Source organism: Rubellimicrobium thermophilum DSM 16684 (genome assembly GCF_000442315.1).
Classification (GTDB): domain Bacteria; phylum Pseudomonadota; class Alphaproteobacteria; order Rhodobacterales; family Rhodobacteraceae; genus Rubellimicrobium; species Rubellimicrobium thermophilum.
The window spans coordinates 110,896-127,741 of record NZ_KE557324.1 but is presented as its reverse complement, the minus strand read 5'-3'; the positions used below and the strand labels follow the sequence as shown (position 1 = coordinate 127,741).

The following is a 16,846-nucleotide window of genomic DNA, read 5'->3' as shown; positions in this document are numbered from 1 at the left end:
ATCATGAACTACCGACGGATGTTCGAGCGCACAGCCCTCCTTCTCGCCTGGGGGATGCTGATCGTCTTCTTCGGAGCCCTGATGCCGCAGTCCTTCCTGCGATGGGGCAATTTCTCGATCATGCTGGCCTCCTACGCGCCGGCGCTGCTGCTGGCGATGGCGATCATCGTGCCGCTGACGGCGGGCGACTACGACCTGTCGGTGGGGGCGTCGCTGACGCTCTCCTCCTGCCTGATCGGGGTGCTGAATGTCTGGCATGGCTGGCCGATCGGGGTGGTTCTGGTCATGGCGCTGCTGTCGGGGATGGCGGTGGGGCTCGTGAATGCCCTCTTCATCCTGGTCTTCCGCGTGCCCTCGCTGGTGGTCACGCTGGGGACGACCTCGCTCATCTCCGGTCTGGTCCAGTGGATGACCAATTCCTCGAGCATCAGCGGCGTGCCCCCTCGCTGGTGCAGGCGGTGGTGGGCACGCGCCTGCTGGGGGTGCCGCTGGCCTTCTACTATGCGCTCGTGGCGGCGCTGGTGATGGCCTATGTCTTCGACTTCACGCCACTGGGACGGCGCCTCCTCTTCGTCGGCCGCGGGCGCGAGGTGGCGCGCCTCAACGGCATCGCCGTGGACCGGGTGCGGGCCGGGGCGCTGGTGGTCTCCGGGCTTCTCTCAGCCGCGGCGGGGATCCTCTATGCCGGTGTGCTGGGTTCGGCCGATCCCTATTCGGGCCTCAACTTCCTGCTGCCGGCCTTTGCCGCCGCCTTCCTGGGGGCAACCGCGATCATTCCCGGCCGCTTCAATCCCTGGGGGGCGCTGGTTGCGGTCTATTTCCTGGCCACCGGCATCACCGGCCTGACCATGATGGGCATTCCGCTCTGGGTCACGAATGTCTTCAACGGCGCAGCGCTCATCCTGGCCGTGACGATCTCCCAGATCACCCGGCGGCGCGAGGTGTCGGACATCGGCTGATCCTTGGGGGGCGGCGTTCGCGTAAACGGAATCTTAACCTTTCCGCGGTATCCTTCTTCCATCGCTCGAATCGCAGAAGGAACCATGCCGTGACCCTCCCCACCCCCGTGACAGACGCGCCCCGCGCCGGCATCCTGCCGCTGCGTCGCGCCGTTGCGGCGTGCGGGAGTGTCCTCATGTCTGCCTGCCCTGTCCTGCCTGCGCTTCTGCGTCTCGGCCCTGCCCTGCTGTCGGTGTTCATGATGGCCCTGTCCGCCATGCCGGTGGCGGCACAGGATGGCCCCGATTCCTGCGAATACGCCCGCGACAACGAATGCGATGAGGCTCGCTTCGGCGGCACCGGCGCCTGCGCCGACGGAACGGACAGTTTCGATTGCGCGATTCTCGCCTCCGGGGCCTTCGACGATTCCTGCGAATGGGCACTGGACGGGGAATGCGACGAACCTCGCCTTGACGGCGTCTCCTCCGCCTGCCGCGACGGCACGGACACGACGGATTGCCGTGGCGTCCCCACCCGGGCCGAGGCGCTCGAGGCGCTGTTCGCCCTTCTGCCTGCCGATGTGCGGGCCCGTCTGGGGACGGACAGCTGCGAATGGGCGAATGATCTGGAATGCGATGATGCGGCCTTCGGCGGCACCGGGGCCTGCCCGGCCGGGACGGATGCAACCGATTGCCGGGGCTTTGCGCGGGGGCGACGATTCCTGTCGCTGGGCCTCGGATCGCGCCTGCGACGAGCCGGGGATCGGCACCGGCGTCTGCGCCGACGGCACCGACACGACGGATTGCGCCCCTGTCGCCTGGCTGCGCCATCGCGACAACAGCTGCATCACGGCCTTTGACGGGGTCTGCAACGAGCCCTCCTCGGCCGAGTTCCAGGGCGATGGCCGCTGCGAGGCGCTGACCGATACCGCCGACTGCATGGGCCGCCTGCGCCCGGCCGAGGCGATGGATCACTTCTTCGGCCGCGACGACCGCTATCTCGTGGATACGACCGTGCTGCCCTTCCGGGCGGTGGGGCTGCTGACCCTGGCCGACGGGGGCGGCTGCACCGGCACGCTGGTGGGCCGTCGCACGGTGCTGACGGCCGCCCATTGCGTGCTGGACGAAGAGGGCCATCTTGCCCTGCCGCAGATCTTCGAGGCCGGGCTGCAACAGGGCCGGCGCCAGGGCAAGGCCCGGGTCGTCGCCGCGACCTTCCCGCCCGATTACCTCAAGTCCGAAGGGGAGGAAGGATTCGACTGGGCGCTGGTCACGATCGACCGTGATCTGGGTGTCGTACTCGGGGCGTTGCCCGTCCATGTCCTCACCGCCGAGGAGATTGCCCAGGTCCGCCGCACGGGGCTTGTGGTGGATCAGGCGGGCTATTCCTGGGACACGGGCGAAAACCTGTCCGGGCATCGTGCCTGCCGCGTGACGATGGTGCGCCCGGACCACTCGATCCTGCACGAATGCGACACGACGCGGGGCGATTCGGGCTCTCCGCTCCTGCTCCAGACAGATGCGGGATGGGCCATTATCGCCGTGGAGAGTCAGTTCTTCGACCCCGAAACCAAGGGCGGCGCCTTTGCGGGGGGCACGCTGGCTGTGGATAGCCGTGCCTTTGCCCAGGCGGTGGCTGATGCCCTTGCGGCAGAGGGGGCGGCTGAGGAGGGGGCCGAATGACCACGCCCCGCCGCCCTGATCCCCGCCGCCCTGATCCCTGCCGCCCTTCCCCCTGTCGGCGGGCTCTGCCGGGCGCGGGCGGATCAGCTCCGGGCGGCCAGCATCGCCTCCTCGAGGATGTCGAGCGCCTCGGCAAAGACCGCATCGGGGATGGTGATCGGCGCGAGGAAGCGGATCACATTCCCATGGACGCCGCAGGTCAGCAGGATCAGGCCGCGCGCCTGCGCCTCGGCCTTGACGCGGTTGGCAAAGTCGGGATGGGGGGCTCCTTCGCCGGGGCGGTTGAACTCCACGGCGACCATGAAGCCGGGACCGCGCACTTCGGCGATCTCGGGCACACGCTCGCGCATCGCCTCGAGCCGCTGGCGCAGCCGGCTGCCCAGGGCGTTGGCCCTGTCGCAGAGGCCTTCCTCCTCGATCACGTCCAGCACGGCATGGGCGGCGGCGATGCCGAGGGGGTTGCCCCCGTAGGTGCCGCCGAGGCCGCCGGGATGGGCTGCATCCATGATCGAGGCGCGCCCCGTGACGGCGGCGATGGGGAGCCCGCCGCCCAGGCCCTTGGCCATGCAGGTGAGGTCGGGCACCACGTCGTAATGCTCCATGGCAAAGAGCTTGCCGGTGCGGGCAAAGCCGGTCTGCACTTCATCGGCGATGAGGACGATCCCGTGTTCGTCGCACAGCGTCCGCAGGCCGCGCATCAGCTCGGCGGGGGCCTGGTAGAAGCCCCCCTCGCCCTGCACCGGCTCGATGATGATCGCGGCCACGCGTGCCGGGTCGAGATCGGCCTTGAAGAGCTTCTGGATCCCCGTCAGGGCATCGGCGGTCGATGTCCCGTGCAGGCCGATCGGGAAGGGGACGTGGTAGACATCCGGCATCATGGGGCCGAAGCCGGCCTTGTAGGGCTGGACCTTGCCGGTCAGTGCCATGCCCATGAAGGTGCGGCCGTGGAAGGCGCCGCCAAAGGCGATGACGGCGCTGCGTCCGGTGGCGATGCGGGCGATCTTGACCGCATTCTCGACGGCCTCGGCCCCGGTGGTGACAAAGACGGTGCGTTTCTCGAAATCGCCCGGCACCAGGGCATTGAGCCGTTCGCCCAGGGCGATGTAGCTCTCGTAGGGCAGCACCTGATGGCAGGTATGGGTGAACCGCTCGAGCTGGGCTGCGACGGCGGCCATCACCTTGGGGTGGCGGTGGCCGGTGTTGATCACGGCGATGCCGGCGGCAAAATCGATGTAGCGCCGCCCTTCGACATCCCAGACCTCGGCATTTTCGGCACGTTCGACATAGATCTGCGTCTGCATGCCGACGCCCCGTGCGATGGCGGTCTTGCGGCGCTCGGCGATTTCGGCGTTCTGCATGGGGCTCCCCTCCGGTTCCGGGCTGCCTTATGGCATGGGCGGGGCCTGCCCCGCCAGAGCGGGGGCGACGACCTTCGGGCCAGTCCGCGGCCTGCATCTCCATCAGGCGCGAGGCGGTGCGCGCGAATTCGAAGGCGCCCTCGCCTTCGACATAGAGCCGGTCGGGCGGCGCTGCGGCCGAAGCGAAGAGGGTCACCCGCGCTTCGTAGAGCGCGTCGATCAGCGTCACGAAGCGGCGGGCCTGGTTGAAGTTCTCGCTGCCCAGTTGCGGGATCTCGTCGATGAGCAGCACCCGCACCGCGGCGGCAAGCGCGAGATAGTCCGCCGGCCCGAGCGGACGGCCGCAGAGATCATAGAAGCTGGCGCGTGCCGCACCGTTGTGGAAGGCGGGCAGGTCCAGTTCCCGCCCCATGACGCGCAGCACAAGCGGGCGGGACTCTCCGCCGGCGATATCGTCCCAGACCGCTGCCATCGCCGCGCGCGCGGCTGCGTCCACGGGGCAGAAATAGCGCCGCGCCCCCATCAGTCGCCCACGGCGGTGATCGGTGCCCGATGACAGTTCGACCGTCTCGCATTCCGCCTCGATCATGGCGATGAAGGGCAGGAACAGATGCCGGTTCAGCCCGTCCTTGTAGAGATCGCCGGGGGGGCGGTTGGAGGTGGTCACCAGCGTGACCCCCTGTGCCCAGAGCCGTTCGAACAGTCGGCCCAGGATCATCGCGTCGGCGATGTCCGTGACCTGCATCTCGTCGAGCGCAAGGAGGCGAGCCGAGGCCGCGATCTCGTCGGCCACAGGCAGGATGGCGTCCGCCGTCCCGCCTTGCGCGCCCGACCCAGCGCCGCCTGCACCCATTGCATGAAGGCGTGGAAATGCTCGCGCCGGACGGGGATGCGCACGCCCAGCGCCTCGAGCAGGAGATCCATGAGCATGGACTTGCCCGTACCCACGCTTCCCCAGAGATAGAGGCCCTTCACCCTTTGCGGCCGGCGCAGCAGCCCCTTGCGTGGCGGATCGAGAAGGGTCGCCGCCAGGCGGTCGAGGATCGGCAGCACGGCCTGCTGCGCGGGATCGGGGGTCAGGCGCCCCCTGTCGAGGCGCTGCCGGTAGAGGTCGGAGGGTGTCATGCGGCTCCGTCATAGAGGGCGATCATGATGCTCCGCCGCTGCGAGGAACAGCCAGCGCGGGCAGAGCACGCCCCCCCCAGATGGCACAGGACGGTCAGCGGGGGCCAGAGCCGAAACGGGTCTCCACGGCTGATCTCGCAAGGTCGGGGCTCGGCTCAGGGCGGAAGCCAGGTCCGGATGGCGATCGGGCGACAGGAAGGACGGGATCCGGGATGAAATGCCCGGCTGCCCGGGGTCTCAGATGTTCTCGGCAGTATGGATGTCGAAGTTCAGCGTGACCGACTGCGCCCCCGCCCCCGGACCGGCCAGCCGGGTCCGGATCAGCGTCGCGAGGGTTTCGCGGGCCATCGCCTCGACCGGATGGGACAGGACCATGGTCAGCCGTCCGTCCAGCAGGGCGGCGCGGGTGTCGTCGAACAGCTCGTAGCCGACGACGACGAAGCCCTCGCGCCGGGGGATGGCCGCCAGCGCCGCAAGCGCCCCCGTGATCCCGCCGCCCGACAGGAACAGTCCGGACAGATCGGGATGGGTACGCAGCAGGGTTTCGACATGCTCGCGCGCTACGGCGGCCTCCTCATAGGTGGAGAGCGGATCGAGAAGGACAAAGCGCGGATCATGTTCGCGGAAATAGGACCGGAAGCCGGCTTCGTTGAGCTCCTGGTTGCGGTAGCGGTGGCTGCCCAGCAGGATCCCGATCTTGCCCGGGCGGGGCAGCATGTGGTGGAAGGCCCAGGCCGCGGTACGCCCCACCTTCCAGTTGTCCAGGCCGACAAAGCTGACCGCGGCCGTCGCCGTGAGCGGTGTGATGAGGCCGGTCACCGGCACGTCCCGGGCGCCGACGTCGTCAATGGCCTGGGCAATGACGGGATGCTGCGCGGACACCAGGGCGATGGATTCGCAACGACAGGCGAGCTCCCTCAGCCGCTCGGCGACATGTTCGGGGGTGAGATCCTCGAGGAAGACCAGATCGAGATCGATCCGCGCCTCGCGCCAGCGGGCGGCCTCGGCGGTCAGGGCCTCGCCCAGCCGGCGATAGAAGCGGCGCCGGTTCTGCAACAGCAGGATGCCGAGCCTGTAATGCGGCTGCGCCGCCTGCATACCGTGGCGGATTGTGCCGAGGCCATAGAAGCCGATGGCCTCGGCCGCGGCGAGGACGCGTTCGCGCGTGACCGGGCGCACGGCGGCGGGATCGTGCAGCACGCGGTTGACCGTCGAGAGGGAGACGCCGGCAGCCCGCGCCAGATCGGGAAGGGTTGGTCGTTTCATGAAAGTGTCATTGACGTTTCAATTCGTATCACAGACTGACGTCCTCATGAGAGGATGAGACGAAATCTTCTGGATATCTTGATCAATTATTGACGCATTAAGTGCCATCGGACAAGCACCATGCCAAGGATGCCGGTGCCCGGAAGGCAACCGCATCTGCGGAGGAGGCCCGTCATGGACGATCTGCGCTTTGGCACGCGCGACAAGCGCGGCCATTTCCATCCCCTGCAGCCCGCTCAGCCTGCCCCCCTCTGGCAGCGCCCCTTCAGCCTGCGCAGGGTGATCGCCTGGATTCCGGAATTCCTCTGGCCGTGGAATGCCTTCCATCTGGCCACGGCACTTCTGTGGGTGCATGTCCTGATCCCCGACTGGACCAGCCTGCAAACCCTGTCGCTGCGCAACTGGCTGTGGCTCTACGGTCTGAATGCGGCCGGCATCCTCCTCTTCTTCGGGGGGTTCGAGCTGGTCTACTATGTCCGGCGGGTCCAGGGACGGCGCTTCAAGTACAATCCGAAATTCCCCTCCGAGGCCCCCTCGGACGTGTTCTGGTTCAAGAGCCAGAACCTCGACAACTTCCTGCGCACGATCTTCGTCACGGTCCCGCTCTGGACGGTCGTCGAAATCGTGATGCTGTGGGCCTATGCCAATAGCTGGGCGGTCTGGCTGCCCTGGGGCACGCACTGGCTCTGGCTGTCGGCGGTGACCCTGGCCGTGCCCTTCGTGCACGAGATCTACTTCTTCTTCCTGCACCGGCTGATCCACACCCCCTTCCTCTACAGGTGGGTGCATTCGGTGCATCACAACTCGATCAATCCGAGCCCCTGGTCGAGCCTGTCGATGCATCCGGTGGAGGGGTTCTTCTACATGGCCGAGGCCTGGCTCCATCTGCTCATCCCCTCCAATCCCGTCTGCGCCTATTTCACGCTGCATTCGGTGGGATTCGGAGCGATCAACGGCCATCTGGGCTTCGAAAAGTTCGAGATGCCCGGCGAGCGGCTGCTCGATAGCCATGCCTATGTCCACTACCTGCACCACAAGTATTTCGAGGTGAATTACGGCGGCGACGGCCTGGTGCCCCTCGATATCCTCTTCGGCACCTGGCACGACGGTTCGAAGGAAGCCGACGAACGTATGAAGGAGCGCTTCCGCCGCAAGAAAGCGCGCCAGCGCTCCCGCAGCCCCGCCGACACCCCCGCGGAATGAGGCGGCCCGCACCGCCCCAGGACAGGACGCGCCGACCCGGGAGGAGGGGCGGCGCCGATCCCGGGCCCCTGCGGCCCCAGCACCCGGACAGGAAGCAAGGGAGGATCTTCCATCATGACAGTGACGCGACTGCTGGCCGTTTCGGTCCTGGCCCTGGCGGCCACGGCCGCCACCGCCGCCGACATCGCCGTGATCGGCGGCAAGACCGACGATCCCTTCTGGGCCAAGATCAAGAAGGGTCTGGAGGATGCCGCGATGGCCATCGAACGCGACGGCGGTTCGGTGACCTATCTCCAGCTCCAGACCTATGACAATCTTGGCCCCGACGCGGCCCAGCTTGTCCGCACCGCGATCAGCCAGGGCGTGGACGGGATCGTGGTTCCCAACTGGGTGCCCGAGGCCGAGGATGATGCCATCCGGGCCGCGATCGACGCCGGCATCACCGTGATGCTGATGAATGCCGGCAACATCGATAAGGCGCGCGAACTGGGCGCAATCAACTATGTCGGCAATGACGAATATCAGGCCGGTCTCGCCGCAGGGCGCTATTTCGGCGACCAGGGCGTGATGAACGTGATCTGCGTCAACACGGTGCCCGGCGCCGCCAATCTCGAGGCGCGATGCCAGGGCGTGGCCGACGGTCTGGCCGAAAAGGGCGGCACCGCCGAACAGCTGCCGCTGCCGGCCACCTCCTTCGGCGATCCGACCGCCGTGGCCGAGGCCATCAAGTCCACCCTTCTGGGCAATGAGGAGATCCGGGGGCTGATCACCATCTCGGCCGGCGATGCCGACAGCGCCGCCATCGGCATCCAGCAGGCGGGCAAGACGGGCGAGGTGATGCTGGGATCCTTCGACTTCAACGAAGCCGGCCTTCAGCGCATCCAGGCCGGGCAGCAGGGCTTCGCGGTCGACCAGCAGCCCTATCTCCAGGGCTTCCTCGCCACCTCGCTGCTCAACGCCTATATCGAGTTCGGCAACAACCTCCCCGTGGCCCCCATCGCCACCGGCCCGGGAATCGTTGATTCCTCCAACATCGAGGCCACCCTCGCCGGAGTCGCCAAGGGCGCGCGCTGAGCGCAGCCCTAGCTGCTGTCCGGCCTTCTCCCAGGGGCCGGACAGCCCCCTCATCGCAGCCCGCCCGTCCGGCCCGCCCCGAGAGGAGACCCCATGACCGACCGGACCGCCGCCGCCTCTCCCGCACTCGCCCGCCGCTCTGCCGGCCGCGCCTTCTCGCCCGGAAGCCATCTGCGCCGCCCCGAGGCCGGGGCCCTTCTCGGCCTTCTGGCCGTCACCCTCTTCTTCCTGGTCTTCGGCGGCACCGGCTTCCTTCAGCCGGCCGGCGTCGCGAGCTGGCTCAATGTCGCGGCCAGTCTCGGGATCGTCGCGATCCCCGTGGGGCTGCTGATGATCGCGGGCGAGCTCGACATCTCGATCGGGGCGATGATCCCGGCCGGATCGATGACGGTCGCCATCATCGCCGGCCACGGGGATCAGTCGATCTGGCTGGCCATCGCGGCCGCACTCGCCCTCGGCGTGGTGGTCGGCTGGATCAACGGAACCCTCGTCAATGTGACCGGGGTGCCGTCACTGATCGTGACGATGGGAACCCTCTTTGCCATGCAGGGCGTCGTGCTGGGCCTGTCGGTCCTGTTCACCGGGACGGTCAGTGTCGCGCTGCCGCCCGAGGAGTCCGGCCCCGTCGCCAAGTTCCTCTTCGGCCAGTTCATCGGCGGCGCCTTTCAGGTGGTGATCGTCTGGTGGATCCTTCTGACGGCGCTCTATGTCTTCTATGTCCACTTCTCCCCATGGGGAAACTGGATCTTCGCCATGGGCGGCGACCGCGAGAGCGCGCGCAACGCCGGCATCCCGACGCGGCGGATGATGGTGCTCCTCTACATCCTGTCTGCGACCAGCGCGGCCTTTGTCGGGCTCTGCCAGGCGATCCTGTTCAACTCCGCCCAGGTTTCGGCCGGGATGAGCTACATCTTCAACGCCATCATCGCGGTCGTCGTCGGGGGGGTGCTGCTGACCGGCGGTTTCGGATCGGTGATCGGGATCGTCTTCGGCACGCTGACCTTCGCGATCGTCAACCAGGGGATCTACTTCACCGATTTCGACCGCAACTGGTCCTCCCTGATCATCGGGGTGATGCTGCTTGCCGCAGTCCTGATGAACAACGTCTTCCGCCGGATGGCGCTGAACTACAGCCCGAAGAGGACATGAGGCCCGCCATGACCGCCGCCGCCCCCCTCATCGAACTGCGCCACATCAGCAAGTCCTTCGGGCCGATCGACGTCCTGCAGGACATCTCGCTCAAGGTCCATGCGGGCGAGGTGCTGTGCCTTCTTGGCGATAATGGCGCGGGCAAGTCCACCCTCATCAAGATCCTCTCCGGCGTTCACAGACCCTCCGCAGGAGAGATCCTGCTCGACGGACGGCCGGTGGCCTTTGCCAGCCCGAAGGATGCCCAGACCTGCGGCATCGCGACCGTGCACCAATTCGGAGGCACCTTCCCGCTGATGTCGATCGGCCGGAGCTTCTTCGTGGGCGTCGAGCCGACGAAGGGCTGGGGGCCGTTCAGGGTCTTCGACCGCAAACGCGCCAATACGATCGCGGTCCAGGCCGTCCGCGACTTCGGCATCACCCGCATCGACGACGGCGACCGCCTGGTCGGCGGCCTTTCGGGGGGCGAGAGGCAATCGCTCGCCATCGCCCGCGCCGTCCATTTCGGGGCGCGCGTCCTGATCCTCGACGAACCGACAGCCGCGCTCGGCGTCAAGCAGGCGGCCCATGTGCTGCGCATCATCAACGAGGCCAAGCGGCGCGGGCTCGCGGTGATCTTCATCACGCATCAGGTGACGCATGCCATGGCTGTCGGCGATCATTTCGCGGTGCTGATCCGCGGCGCCATCGCCGCCGACTTCCGCAAGGGCGAGAGGACGCGAGAGGAGATCACCGACCTGATGGCCGGCGGCGAGATCATGGCCCATATCGAAGCCGCGATCGAGGGGGCCCATGCCGACACATGACAGGGCATCGGTTGCAGAACGGTGTCAGCAGAGACTGACGGCTTCGCTGATGCAGCGGCACCGCGACCGGGCCGCCGCCCGACCCGGAGAGTGACATGGCCATCGGAATCGCCCTCATCGGGGCTGGCCTCATGGGGGCCGAGCATGCGCGGATCCTGACCGAGGAGGTGCAGGGTGCACAGCTCCGGGTCGTCTGCGACCGCGACGCCGCCCGCGCACGCGCCGTCGCCGACGCGCTCGGCGCAGCCGACGTGGCCTCCGACCCCGAGGCGGTGATCGCCCGGGCGGATGTGGATGCGGTGGTGGTCGCCAGCCCCCGACGCCACCCATGCGCCGCTGTCGCTGGCCTGCATCCGCGCGGGCAAGCGCGTGCTCTGCGAGAAGCCCCTGTCGCAGACACCGGCCGGGTGCCTCGAGGTCATGGCGGCCGAACAGGCCGCCGGGACGCGGTTCGTGATGGTCGGCTTCATGCGCCGCTTCGACCAGGCCTATGCCGAGATGCGGGCGGCGCTGGCCGCGGGGCGCATCGGCCGGGCGCTCGTGATGCACAACCTCCACCGCAACGTCGAGACTCCCGCCGCCGATTTCACCGGCGCGATGGCGATCACCAATTCGGCCCCGCACGAATTCGACATCGTGCGCCACGTGCTCGGGACAGAATATGCGGCCGTCTCGGCCTGGCAACCGCGACGCTCCGACGACCGGGTGGCGCCCGTGGTGATGGTGCTCGAGACGACCGATGGCCAGGATCGTCACGATCGAGGTCAACAACAACGCCGCCTACGGCTACGACGTGCGGGCGGAGCTTGTGGGTGAGGCGGGCGGGATCGCCACAAACCACCTCTCCCATACGCGGACCGACGCGGGCGGCGCCGCGTGCCTGCGCTACGATGCCGACTGGCGCCCGCGCTATGCCGAGGCCTACCGCCGCCAGATGCGCGCCTTCCTGCGCTTCGCCGCCACCGGCGCCTTCCCCGAGGCCGCTGCCTCGGCCTGGGACGGCTACGCCGCCGCCGCGGCAGCCGAGGTGGGCGTGCGCGCGCTGGCCGAGGGCCGGCGCGTTCCGGTCGAGATGATCGCGCGGCCGGAGCTCTACACATGAAGCTTGCCATCGTATCCGACAGCCTCGCGGGCCTCTCGTTCGAGGCGATGCTCGACGAGGCGATGCGGCTCGGGGTCTCGGGGGTGGAGATGAACGCCTGCGGCTGGTCCACCGCGCCGCATCTCGACCTGAAGGCGCTGCTGGCCAGCGCCGAGCGCCGCCGCGCCTTCCGCGCGGCCTTCGAGGCACGAGGGCTCGAGATCGTCGCACTCAACGCCAATGGCAACCCGCTGCATCCCGCCGATCCGGCACAGGCGGAGGGGCTGAACGACACGATCCGCCTTGCCGGCGAGCTGGGGGTCGGCACCGTCTGCACGATGTCGGGCCTGCCGGCGGGGTCGGCGACGGACCGGATGCCGAACTGGGTCGTCGCCTCCTGGCCGCCCGAGACGCAGACGATCCTGCGCTATCAGTGGGAGGAGGTGCTGATCCCCTTCTGGACGCGGACCGTGGCGTTCGCCCGCGAGAACGGGGTGTCGCGCCTCGCTCTCGAGCTGCACGGCAACCAATGCGTCTACAACATTCCCACCCTGTTGCGGTTGCGTGCGGCGGTCGGCCCCGAGTTGGGCGCGAACCTCGACCCCTCGCATCTCTTCTGGATGGGGGCCGATCCGCTCGCTGCCGCCGCTGCGCTGGGCGAGGCGCTGTTCCATGTCCATGCCAAGGACACGCTGCTCAACGCCCCCGTGCAGGCCACGACCTCGCTTCTGGAGACCGGCCCTCTCACGGACATCGCCGCGAGAAGCTGGAGCTACATCACCCTCGGCTTCGGTCATGGCGAGGAATGGTGGCGGCAGTTCTGCTACCGCCTGCGGATGGCCGGCTATGATGGCTGGCTGTCGATCGAGCACGAGGACGTGCTGCTGAACGCCCGGGAAGGACTCGAGCGCTCTGTCGCCCTGCTCAGGGGCGTGATGCCCGTGGCCCCGCCCGACTACAGACCGCAACCGATCTGAGGAGACCCCCATGCCGGCATGGATCGATGCCTGCGCCACCGACGACATCGCCGCCGAGGACGTGATCCGCTTCGATCACGGCGGACGCACATTCATCATCGTCCGCAACCATCGCGACGAGTATTTCTGCACCGATGGGCTCTGCACCCATGAGGATGTGCACCTTGCCGACGGGATGGTGGTGGAGAACACCATCGAATGCCCCAAGCATTCCTCGATCTTCGACATCACCACCGGCGAGGTCGAGACACCGCCCGCCTGCGAGAACCTGCGCACCTACCGCACCCGCATCGAGAACGGCCGCGTCCTGGTGGAGATCTGAGATGGCCTTCCAGCTTTCCGCCTGTGCCGAGATGCTCTGGCGCGACCGGCCCCTCGCCTGGCGGGTTTCCCGCCTGAAGGAGATGGGCCTTGGCGTCGGTCTCTGGAACTGGCCTGGCTGGGACATCCCCGCGCTGGAGAAGACCGGCGCGACCTTCACCATCATGAACGGCTATCTTCAGGGGCGCCTGACCGACGAGGAGGGCTGCGCGATGCTGCTCGCCTCGGCCCGCGAGGCGGTTGAGGTCGGCAAGCGGCTCGGCGTGCAGCGGTTGAACCTGCACGGCACGGGGCTTGGGCCGCAGGGCATCCCGATCCCGCAGATCGGCGCCTTCGCCCCCGGCATGGAGATCCGCGCCCGCGACACGCTGCACCGCCTCTGCGATCTGGCCGAGGCCGAAGGCGTGACCTTCACGCTCGAGAACCTCAACCCCATCGATCACCCCGGCTGTCCCTTCGGCTCGACGGCGGCGGTTCTGGGCCTCGTCAGTGCGGTCAACCGCCCGCAGCTTCGGATCAACCTCGACCTCTACCATACCCAGATCGGCGAGGGCGACCTGATCCGCTGGTGTCGGGCCTGCCTGCCCTGGATCGGCGAGGTGCAGGTGGCCGACAATCCCGGCCGCTGCGAGCCGGGCACAGGCGAGATCAACTATCGTGGCATCGCGTTGACCCTGACGGAGATGGGCTATGAAGGTCCCGTCGGGCTCGAGGCCTTCGCCAGGGGCGATCCGGAAACGGCCCTCGAGACCTTTCGCTGCACATTCACGGTCTGATCCCATGGTCCACAAGTCGAACCGCCCCACCGTCCACGACATCCGCGCGATGAAGGCACGCGGGCAGAAGATCACCATGCTCTATGTCACGACGCCCGAAGAGGCGGCCGCAGCCGATGCCGCGGGCATCGACATGCTGTCGATCGAGGGCCGCTTCTTCAGCCCGGAGATGCGCGAAGCGGCGGGCCGCTGCTTCGTGCAGGTGGGCCTTCCCTATGGCGGCTGGGGCCGGTTCAACGGCGCGCATCTGGCCACGGCCGAAGACTATCTGCGCGCGGCTTATCATTTCATGGCCATGGGGGGCGACAGCTTCTACTGCGCGGCCAGCCTCGAGATCCAGAAGGTGCTCTGCGACAACCACATCCCCGTGGTCGGGCATGTCGGGCTGATCCCCTCCACCATCACCTGGACCGGCTGGCGCGCCGTCGGCAAGACCGCAGCCGAAGCCCGCGCCGTCTGGGATCATGTCAAGCGGCTCGAGGCCATCGGCTGCTTCGGGGCCGAGCTGGAAGTCGTTCCCGACCGCCTGGGCGAGTTCATCAGCCGGAATACCAGCCTGATCATGCTGGGCATGGGCGCAGGCCCGGGGGCGGATGCGCAATACCTCTTTGCCGAGGACGTCCTGGGCTGCACCTCGGGTCACCGGCCGCGGCATGCCAAGGTCTATCGCGACTTCGCCGCCGAATATGCCCGCCTGCAGCAGGAACGCATCAACGCCTTCAGGGAGTTCGCCGCCGATGTGCAGAGCGGCGGCTACCCAGAGCCGCGACACAACGTGCCCATGCCGGAGGCGGAGTTCGAGGCCTTCCTGGCCTCGCTCGAGCGCTAGGGGCACGCGGCAGCGGGGCGGACATCAACCCGCCCCTGTTCGGTCGCGCAAGGGACCGGCATGGCCGTCGCAAAGGCGGCCCTGCCGGTCATCATGCCGGCAATCGGCCGCTATGCGCCCCGCTGTGGTCTGCTAGCATGGCCGGCATGAAGGAACTCACGCTGCGACAAGTCGAAGTGGTGCGCGCGGTCATGATCGCCGGCTCGATCCAGGGGGCGGCGAAACTGCTGAATGTCTCGGCCCCCGGCATCAGCCGCCTGATCCGGCATACCGAGGACGGCCTGGGGATCCGTCTGTTCGACCGGCGGGCCGGGGTCTTTGTCCCCGCGCCCGAGGCCCATGCCATCTTCGAGATGCTCAATCAGGTCTATCGGCAGGTCGAGAACCTGAACATGGCCATCAGCTCGGTCAAGAAGGGGGGCGAGTTCGTCCTGTCCTTCGCCGCCGCGCCCTCGATCGCTCAATTCATCGCAGCCCGAGCCATCCGGGCCATCAGGGCCCGCTTTCCCGATCTCATGATCGACCTCAACATCCTGAAGATCGAGGAGACTCTGGATTACCTCCTGCTTGAACGCGGCGAGGTCGTCTTCATGTCCTCGCCGGTCGAGAATCCGGCCGTCGAATCGCAACCGCTCGTGCAGGGACGCATCGTCGCCATCGTGCCCGAAGGGCACGAGCTGGCGGCACAGGCCAGCATCTCCATCCACGACATGATCCGCTTTCCGTTCGTCGGCGTGCATCCGGACGATCCCTATGGCGCAAGCCTGGCCCAGCCCTTCCACGATGCCGGGATCGAACCGCGCCACATCATGCGCGGCCGGTTCGCCCAGACCGTCGTCAGCCTCGTCCGGCATGGCCTGGGTGTTGCGCTGATCGACGAATTCTCCGTGGCCGAGGTCTACATGCCCGGTCTGGTCCGCCGCCCCTTGCGCGAAAAGGCCACCATCACCGCCTGGGTGGTGCGCAAGCGCGGCCGCCACCTGTCCAGCTTTGCAGAATTCGCGATCGAGCGGTTCCGGCACGAACTTGCCGAGGCCACGATGCGGAAGGACTGGGATCCGCCGCGGCGAAATTAACATCATGTTAGCATCATGAAATTATCGGTATTTGCCGTTAAGATGATCTTTTGCCAGACTGCCCCAACCGGGTCTGGGAGGACAGGCCCGTCCTGATGTCAGGGAGGAGACCGACATGCTGATGAGGTCCGTCTTCGGGGCTGCGCTCGCATTGTGCCTGGGGGCAATCCCCGCACTGGCCGAATACCCCGAAAGGGAAATCCAGGGGATCATCCAGTGGGGGGCCGGCGGTTCCACCGACACGGTGGCACGGGCAATCACCCCCCATGCCGAGGCGGTTCTTGGCGGGACCGTCGTGATGCAGAACATTACCGGCGGAGTGGGCGCCATCGCCCTGAACCGCGTCGCCGAAGCCGAAGCCGATGGCTACACGCTTCTCTTCGGGGCCGAAAATCCCCTGCTCTACAAGGTGATGGGCCTGGGCGAAAAGGACTATGGCGATTTCGTCCCGATCAACATCATCGCCCGCGGCGTGCCGATCTTGGTGGCGCGGCCCGATGCGCCCTTCGACACCTTCCCCGAACTGGTGGACTATGTGCGGGACAATCCGCGGATGGTGAAGTTCGGCTCCACCGGGCCCGGCGGCCTGCCTTCGGTCGTCACCGCCATGATCAACTCCGTGACGCCCCTCGACGTGACCTTCGTGCCCTATGACGGCGACGGTCCGGCGCTGACGGCGCTGCAGGGTGGTGCGATCGATGTCATGCCGGCCGTTCTGGGCGCCGCGATCGAGGGGATCCGGGGCGGCACGATGAAGCCCATCGCCCTGTTCGATGTCGAACCGTCCCCGCAGCTGCCGGATGTGCCCACGATCGTTTCGACCAACCCCGAATTCGCCGAGATGCTGCCCTGGGGGCCGTTCTTCGGCGTCTTCGTGAAGAAGGGCACGCCCGACGAGATCGTCGCGGAACTTGTCGCCGCCTATGCCGAGGCCGCCCAGCAGCCGGACTTCGTGGATCTGATCAACAACCGCGGCTTCAAGATGCTGTCCCTCTCCGGAGCCGAGGCCGAAGCCTTCCTCGCCGACTGGCAATCGACAACCGCCTGGCTGATGCATGAGGCTGGTCTGACGCAGGCCTCGCCCGAAGAGTTCGACATTCCGCGTCCCTGATCCCCCGCCAGGGTGTGCACCGCCCCCTCTGACAGCCGGGGCGGTGCGATGCCCTGCCTCAGGGCGGGAAAGG

General features: G+C 67.5%; 18 protein-coding genes and 2 pseudogenes. 17 read left to right on the top strand and 3 right to left on the bottom strand.

Features of this window, described 5'->3' with window-relative positions; all coding sequences use genetic code 11:
- The first annotated feature begins 3 nt into the window (after positions 1-3).
- From RUTHE_RS18055 to RUTHE_RS12950, 4 genes are all read left to right on the top strand, one after another.
- Complete coding sequence (locus RUTHE_RS18055; protein ID WP_021098901.1) at positions 4-525, top strand: ABC transporter permease; 522 nt, start codon at positions 4-6, stop codon at positions 523-525.
- Entirely contained in the window at positions 525-959 is a 435-nt protein-coding gene (locus tag RUTHE_RS18050) for an ABC transporter permease (protein WP_281167475.1), read from the top strand. The genes RUTHE_RS18055 and RUTHE_RS18050 overlap by 1 nt, the downstream gene beginning before the upstream one ends.
- 89 nt (positions 960-1,048) lie before the next feature.
- The gene (locus tag RUTHE_RS17750) at positions 1,049-1,798 is read left to right on the top strand and encodes a hypothetical protein (protein ID WP_245542243.1); all 750 of its coding nucleotides are present in this window, start codon (positions 1,049-1,051) and stop codon (positions 1,796-1,798) included.
- Positions 1,799-1,877: 79 nt separating this feature from the next.
- The gene (locus RUTHE_RS12950) at positions 1,878-2,621 is read left to right on the top strand and encodes a trypsin-like serine peptidase (RefSeq protein WP_342662254.1); all 744 of its coding nucleotides are present in this window, start codon (positions 1,878-1,880) and stop codon (positions 2,619-2,621) included.
- An 83-nt stretch (positions 2,622-2,704) separates the two neighbouring features.
- Here RUTHE_RS12950 and RUTHE_RS12945 read toward each other — a convergent pair whose 3' ends face one another.
- From RUTHE_RS12945 to RUTHE_RS12935, 3 genes and pseudogenes are all read right to left on the bottom strand, one after another.
- Positions 2,705-3,979, bottom strand: coding sequence for a 4-aminobutyrate--2-oxoglutarate transaminase (locus RUTHE_RS12945; protein WP_021098897.1), 1,275 nt, complete (start codon positions 3,977-3,979; stop codon positions 2,705-2,707).
- A 79-nt stretch (positions 3,980-4,058) separates the two neighbouring features.
- Positions 4,059-5,104, bottom strand: a pseudogene (zapE, locus tag RUTHE_RS12940) (cell division protein ZapE); the annotation flags it as partial.
- Positions 5,105-5,341: 237 nt separating this feature from the next.
- Positions 5,342-6,370, bottom strand: coding sequence for a LacI family DNA-binding transcriptional regulator (locus RUTHE_RS12935; RefSeq protein ID WP_021098895.1), 1,029 nt, complete (start codon positions 6,368-6,370; stop codon positions 5,342-5,344).
- A 174-nt stretch (positions 6,371-6,544) separates the two neighbouring features.
- On the opposite strand from RUTHE_RS12935, the gene RUTHE_RS12930 reads away from it, so the two are divergent.
- The 13 genes and pseudogenes from RUTHE_RS12930 to RUTHE_RS12880 all read left to right on the top strand — a co-directional run bounded on the left by RUTHE_RS12930 (position 6,545) and on the right by RUTHE_RS12880 (position 16,773).
- Complete coding sequence (locus tag RUTHE_RS12930; RefSeq protein ID WP_021098894.1) at positions 6,545-7,573, top strand: sterol desaturase family protein; 1,029 nt, start codon at positions 6,545-6,547, stop codon at positions 7,571-7,573.
- Positions 7,574-7,687: 114 nt separating this feature from the next.
- Positions 7,688-8,647 (top strand): substrate-binding domain-containing protein, encoded by a 960-nt coding sequence (locus RUTHE_RS12925; protein ID WP_021098893.1) that lies wholly within the window; start codon positions 7,688-7,690, stop codon positions 8,645-8,647.
- 93 nt (positions 8,648-8,740) lie between these two features.
- On the top strand, positions 8,741-9,796 hold the full coding sequence (locus RUTHE_RS12920; protein WP_021098892.1) for an ABC transporter permease: 1,056 nt from the start codon (positions 8,741-8,743) through the stop codon (positions 9,794-9,796).
- An 8-nt stretch (positions 9,797-9,804) separates the two neighbouring features.
- Complete coding sequence (locus RUTHE_RS12915) at positions 9,805-10,602, top strand: ATP-binding cassette domain-containing protein (RefSeq protein ID WP_021098891.1); 798 nt, start codon at positions 9,805-9,807, stop codon at positions 10,600-10,602.
- 95 nt (positions 10,603-10,697) lie between these two features.
- Positions 10,698-10,892 (top strand): annotated as a pseudogene (locus RUTHE_RS17745) (Gfo/Idh/MocA family oxidoreductase); the annotation flags it as partial.
- Positions 10,893-10,896: 4 nt separating this feature from the next.
- Positions 10,897-11,418, top strand: coding sequence for a Gfo/Idh/MocA family protein (locus RUTHE_RS17740; RefSeq protein WP_245542242.1), 522 nt, complete (start codon positions 10,897-10,899; stop codon positions 11,416-11,418).
- Positions 11,396-11,704 (top strand): hypothetical protein, encoded by a 309-nt coding sequence (locus tag RUTHE_RS17735; protein WP_245542241.1) that lies wholly within the window; start codon positions 11,396-11,398, stop codon positions 11,702-11,704. The genes RUTHE_RS17740 and RUTHE_RS17735 overlap by 23 nt, the downstream gene beginning before the upstream one ends.
- Entirely contained in the window at positions 11,701-12,660 is a 960-nt protein-coding gene (locus RUTHE_RS12905) for a sugar phosphate isomerase/epimerase family protein (RefSeq protein WP_021098889.1), read from the top strand. Before RUTHE_RS17735 ends, RUTHE_RS12905 begins: the two co-directional genes overlap by 4 nt.
- 10 nt (positions 12,661-12,670) lie before the next feature.
- On the top strand, positions 12,671-12,982 hold the full coding sequence (locus RUTHE_RS12900) for a MocE family 2Fe-2S type ferredoxin (RefSeq protein ID WP_021098888.1): 312 nt from the start codon (positions 12,671-12,673) through the stop codon (positions 12,980-12,982).
- A 1-nt stretch (position 12,983) separates the two neighbouring features.
- Positions 12,984-13,757: a TIM barrel protein gene (locus tag RUTHE_RS12895; protein ID WP_021098887.1), complete on the top strand. Its 774-nt coding sequence runs from the start codon at positions 12,984-12,986 to the stop codon at positions 13,755-13,757.
- A 4-nt stretch (positions 13,758-13,761) separates the two neighbouring features.
- Positions 13,762-14,586 (top strand): 3-methyl-2-oxobutanoate hydroxymethyltransferase, encoded by an 825-nt coding sequence (locus RUTHE_RS12890; protein WP_021098886.1) that lies wholly within the window; start codon positions 13,762-13,764, stop codon positions 14,584-14,586.
- A 146-nt stretch (positions 14,587-14,732) separates the two neighbouring features.
- Positions 14,733-15,662 carry a LysR family transcriptional regulator gene (locus RUTHE_RS12885; RefSeq protein WP_040645874.1) on the top strand — a complete coding sequence of 310 codons (930 nt, stop codon included), beginning with the start codon at positions 14,733-14,735 and terminating at the stop codon, positions 15,660-15,662.
- Between the two features lie 115 nt (positions 15,663-15,777).
- A complete protein-coding gene (locus tag RUTHE_RS12880; RefSeq protein WP_021098884.1) occupies positions 15,778-16,773 on the top strand; it encodes a Bug family tripartite tricarboxylate transporter substrate binding protein in 996 nt (331 codons plus the stop codon).
- The last annotated feature ends 73 nt before the right edge of the window (positions 16,774-16,846 follow it).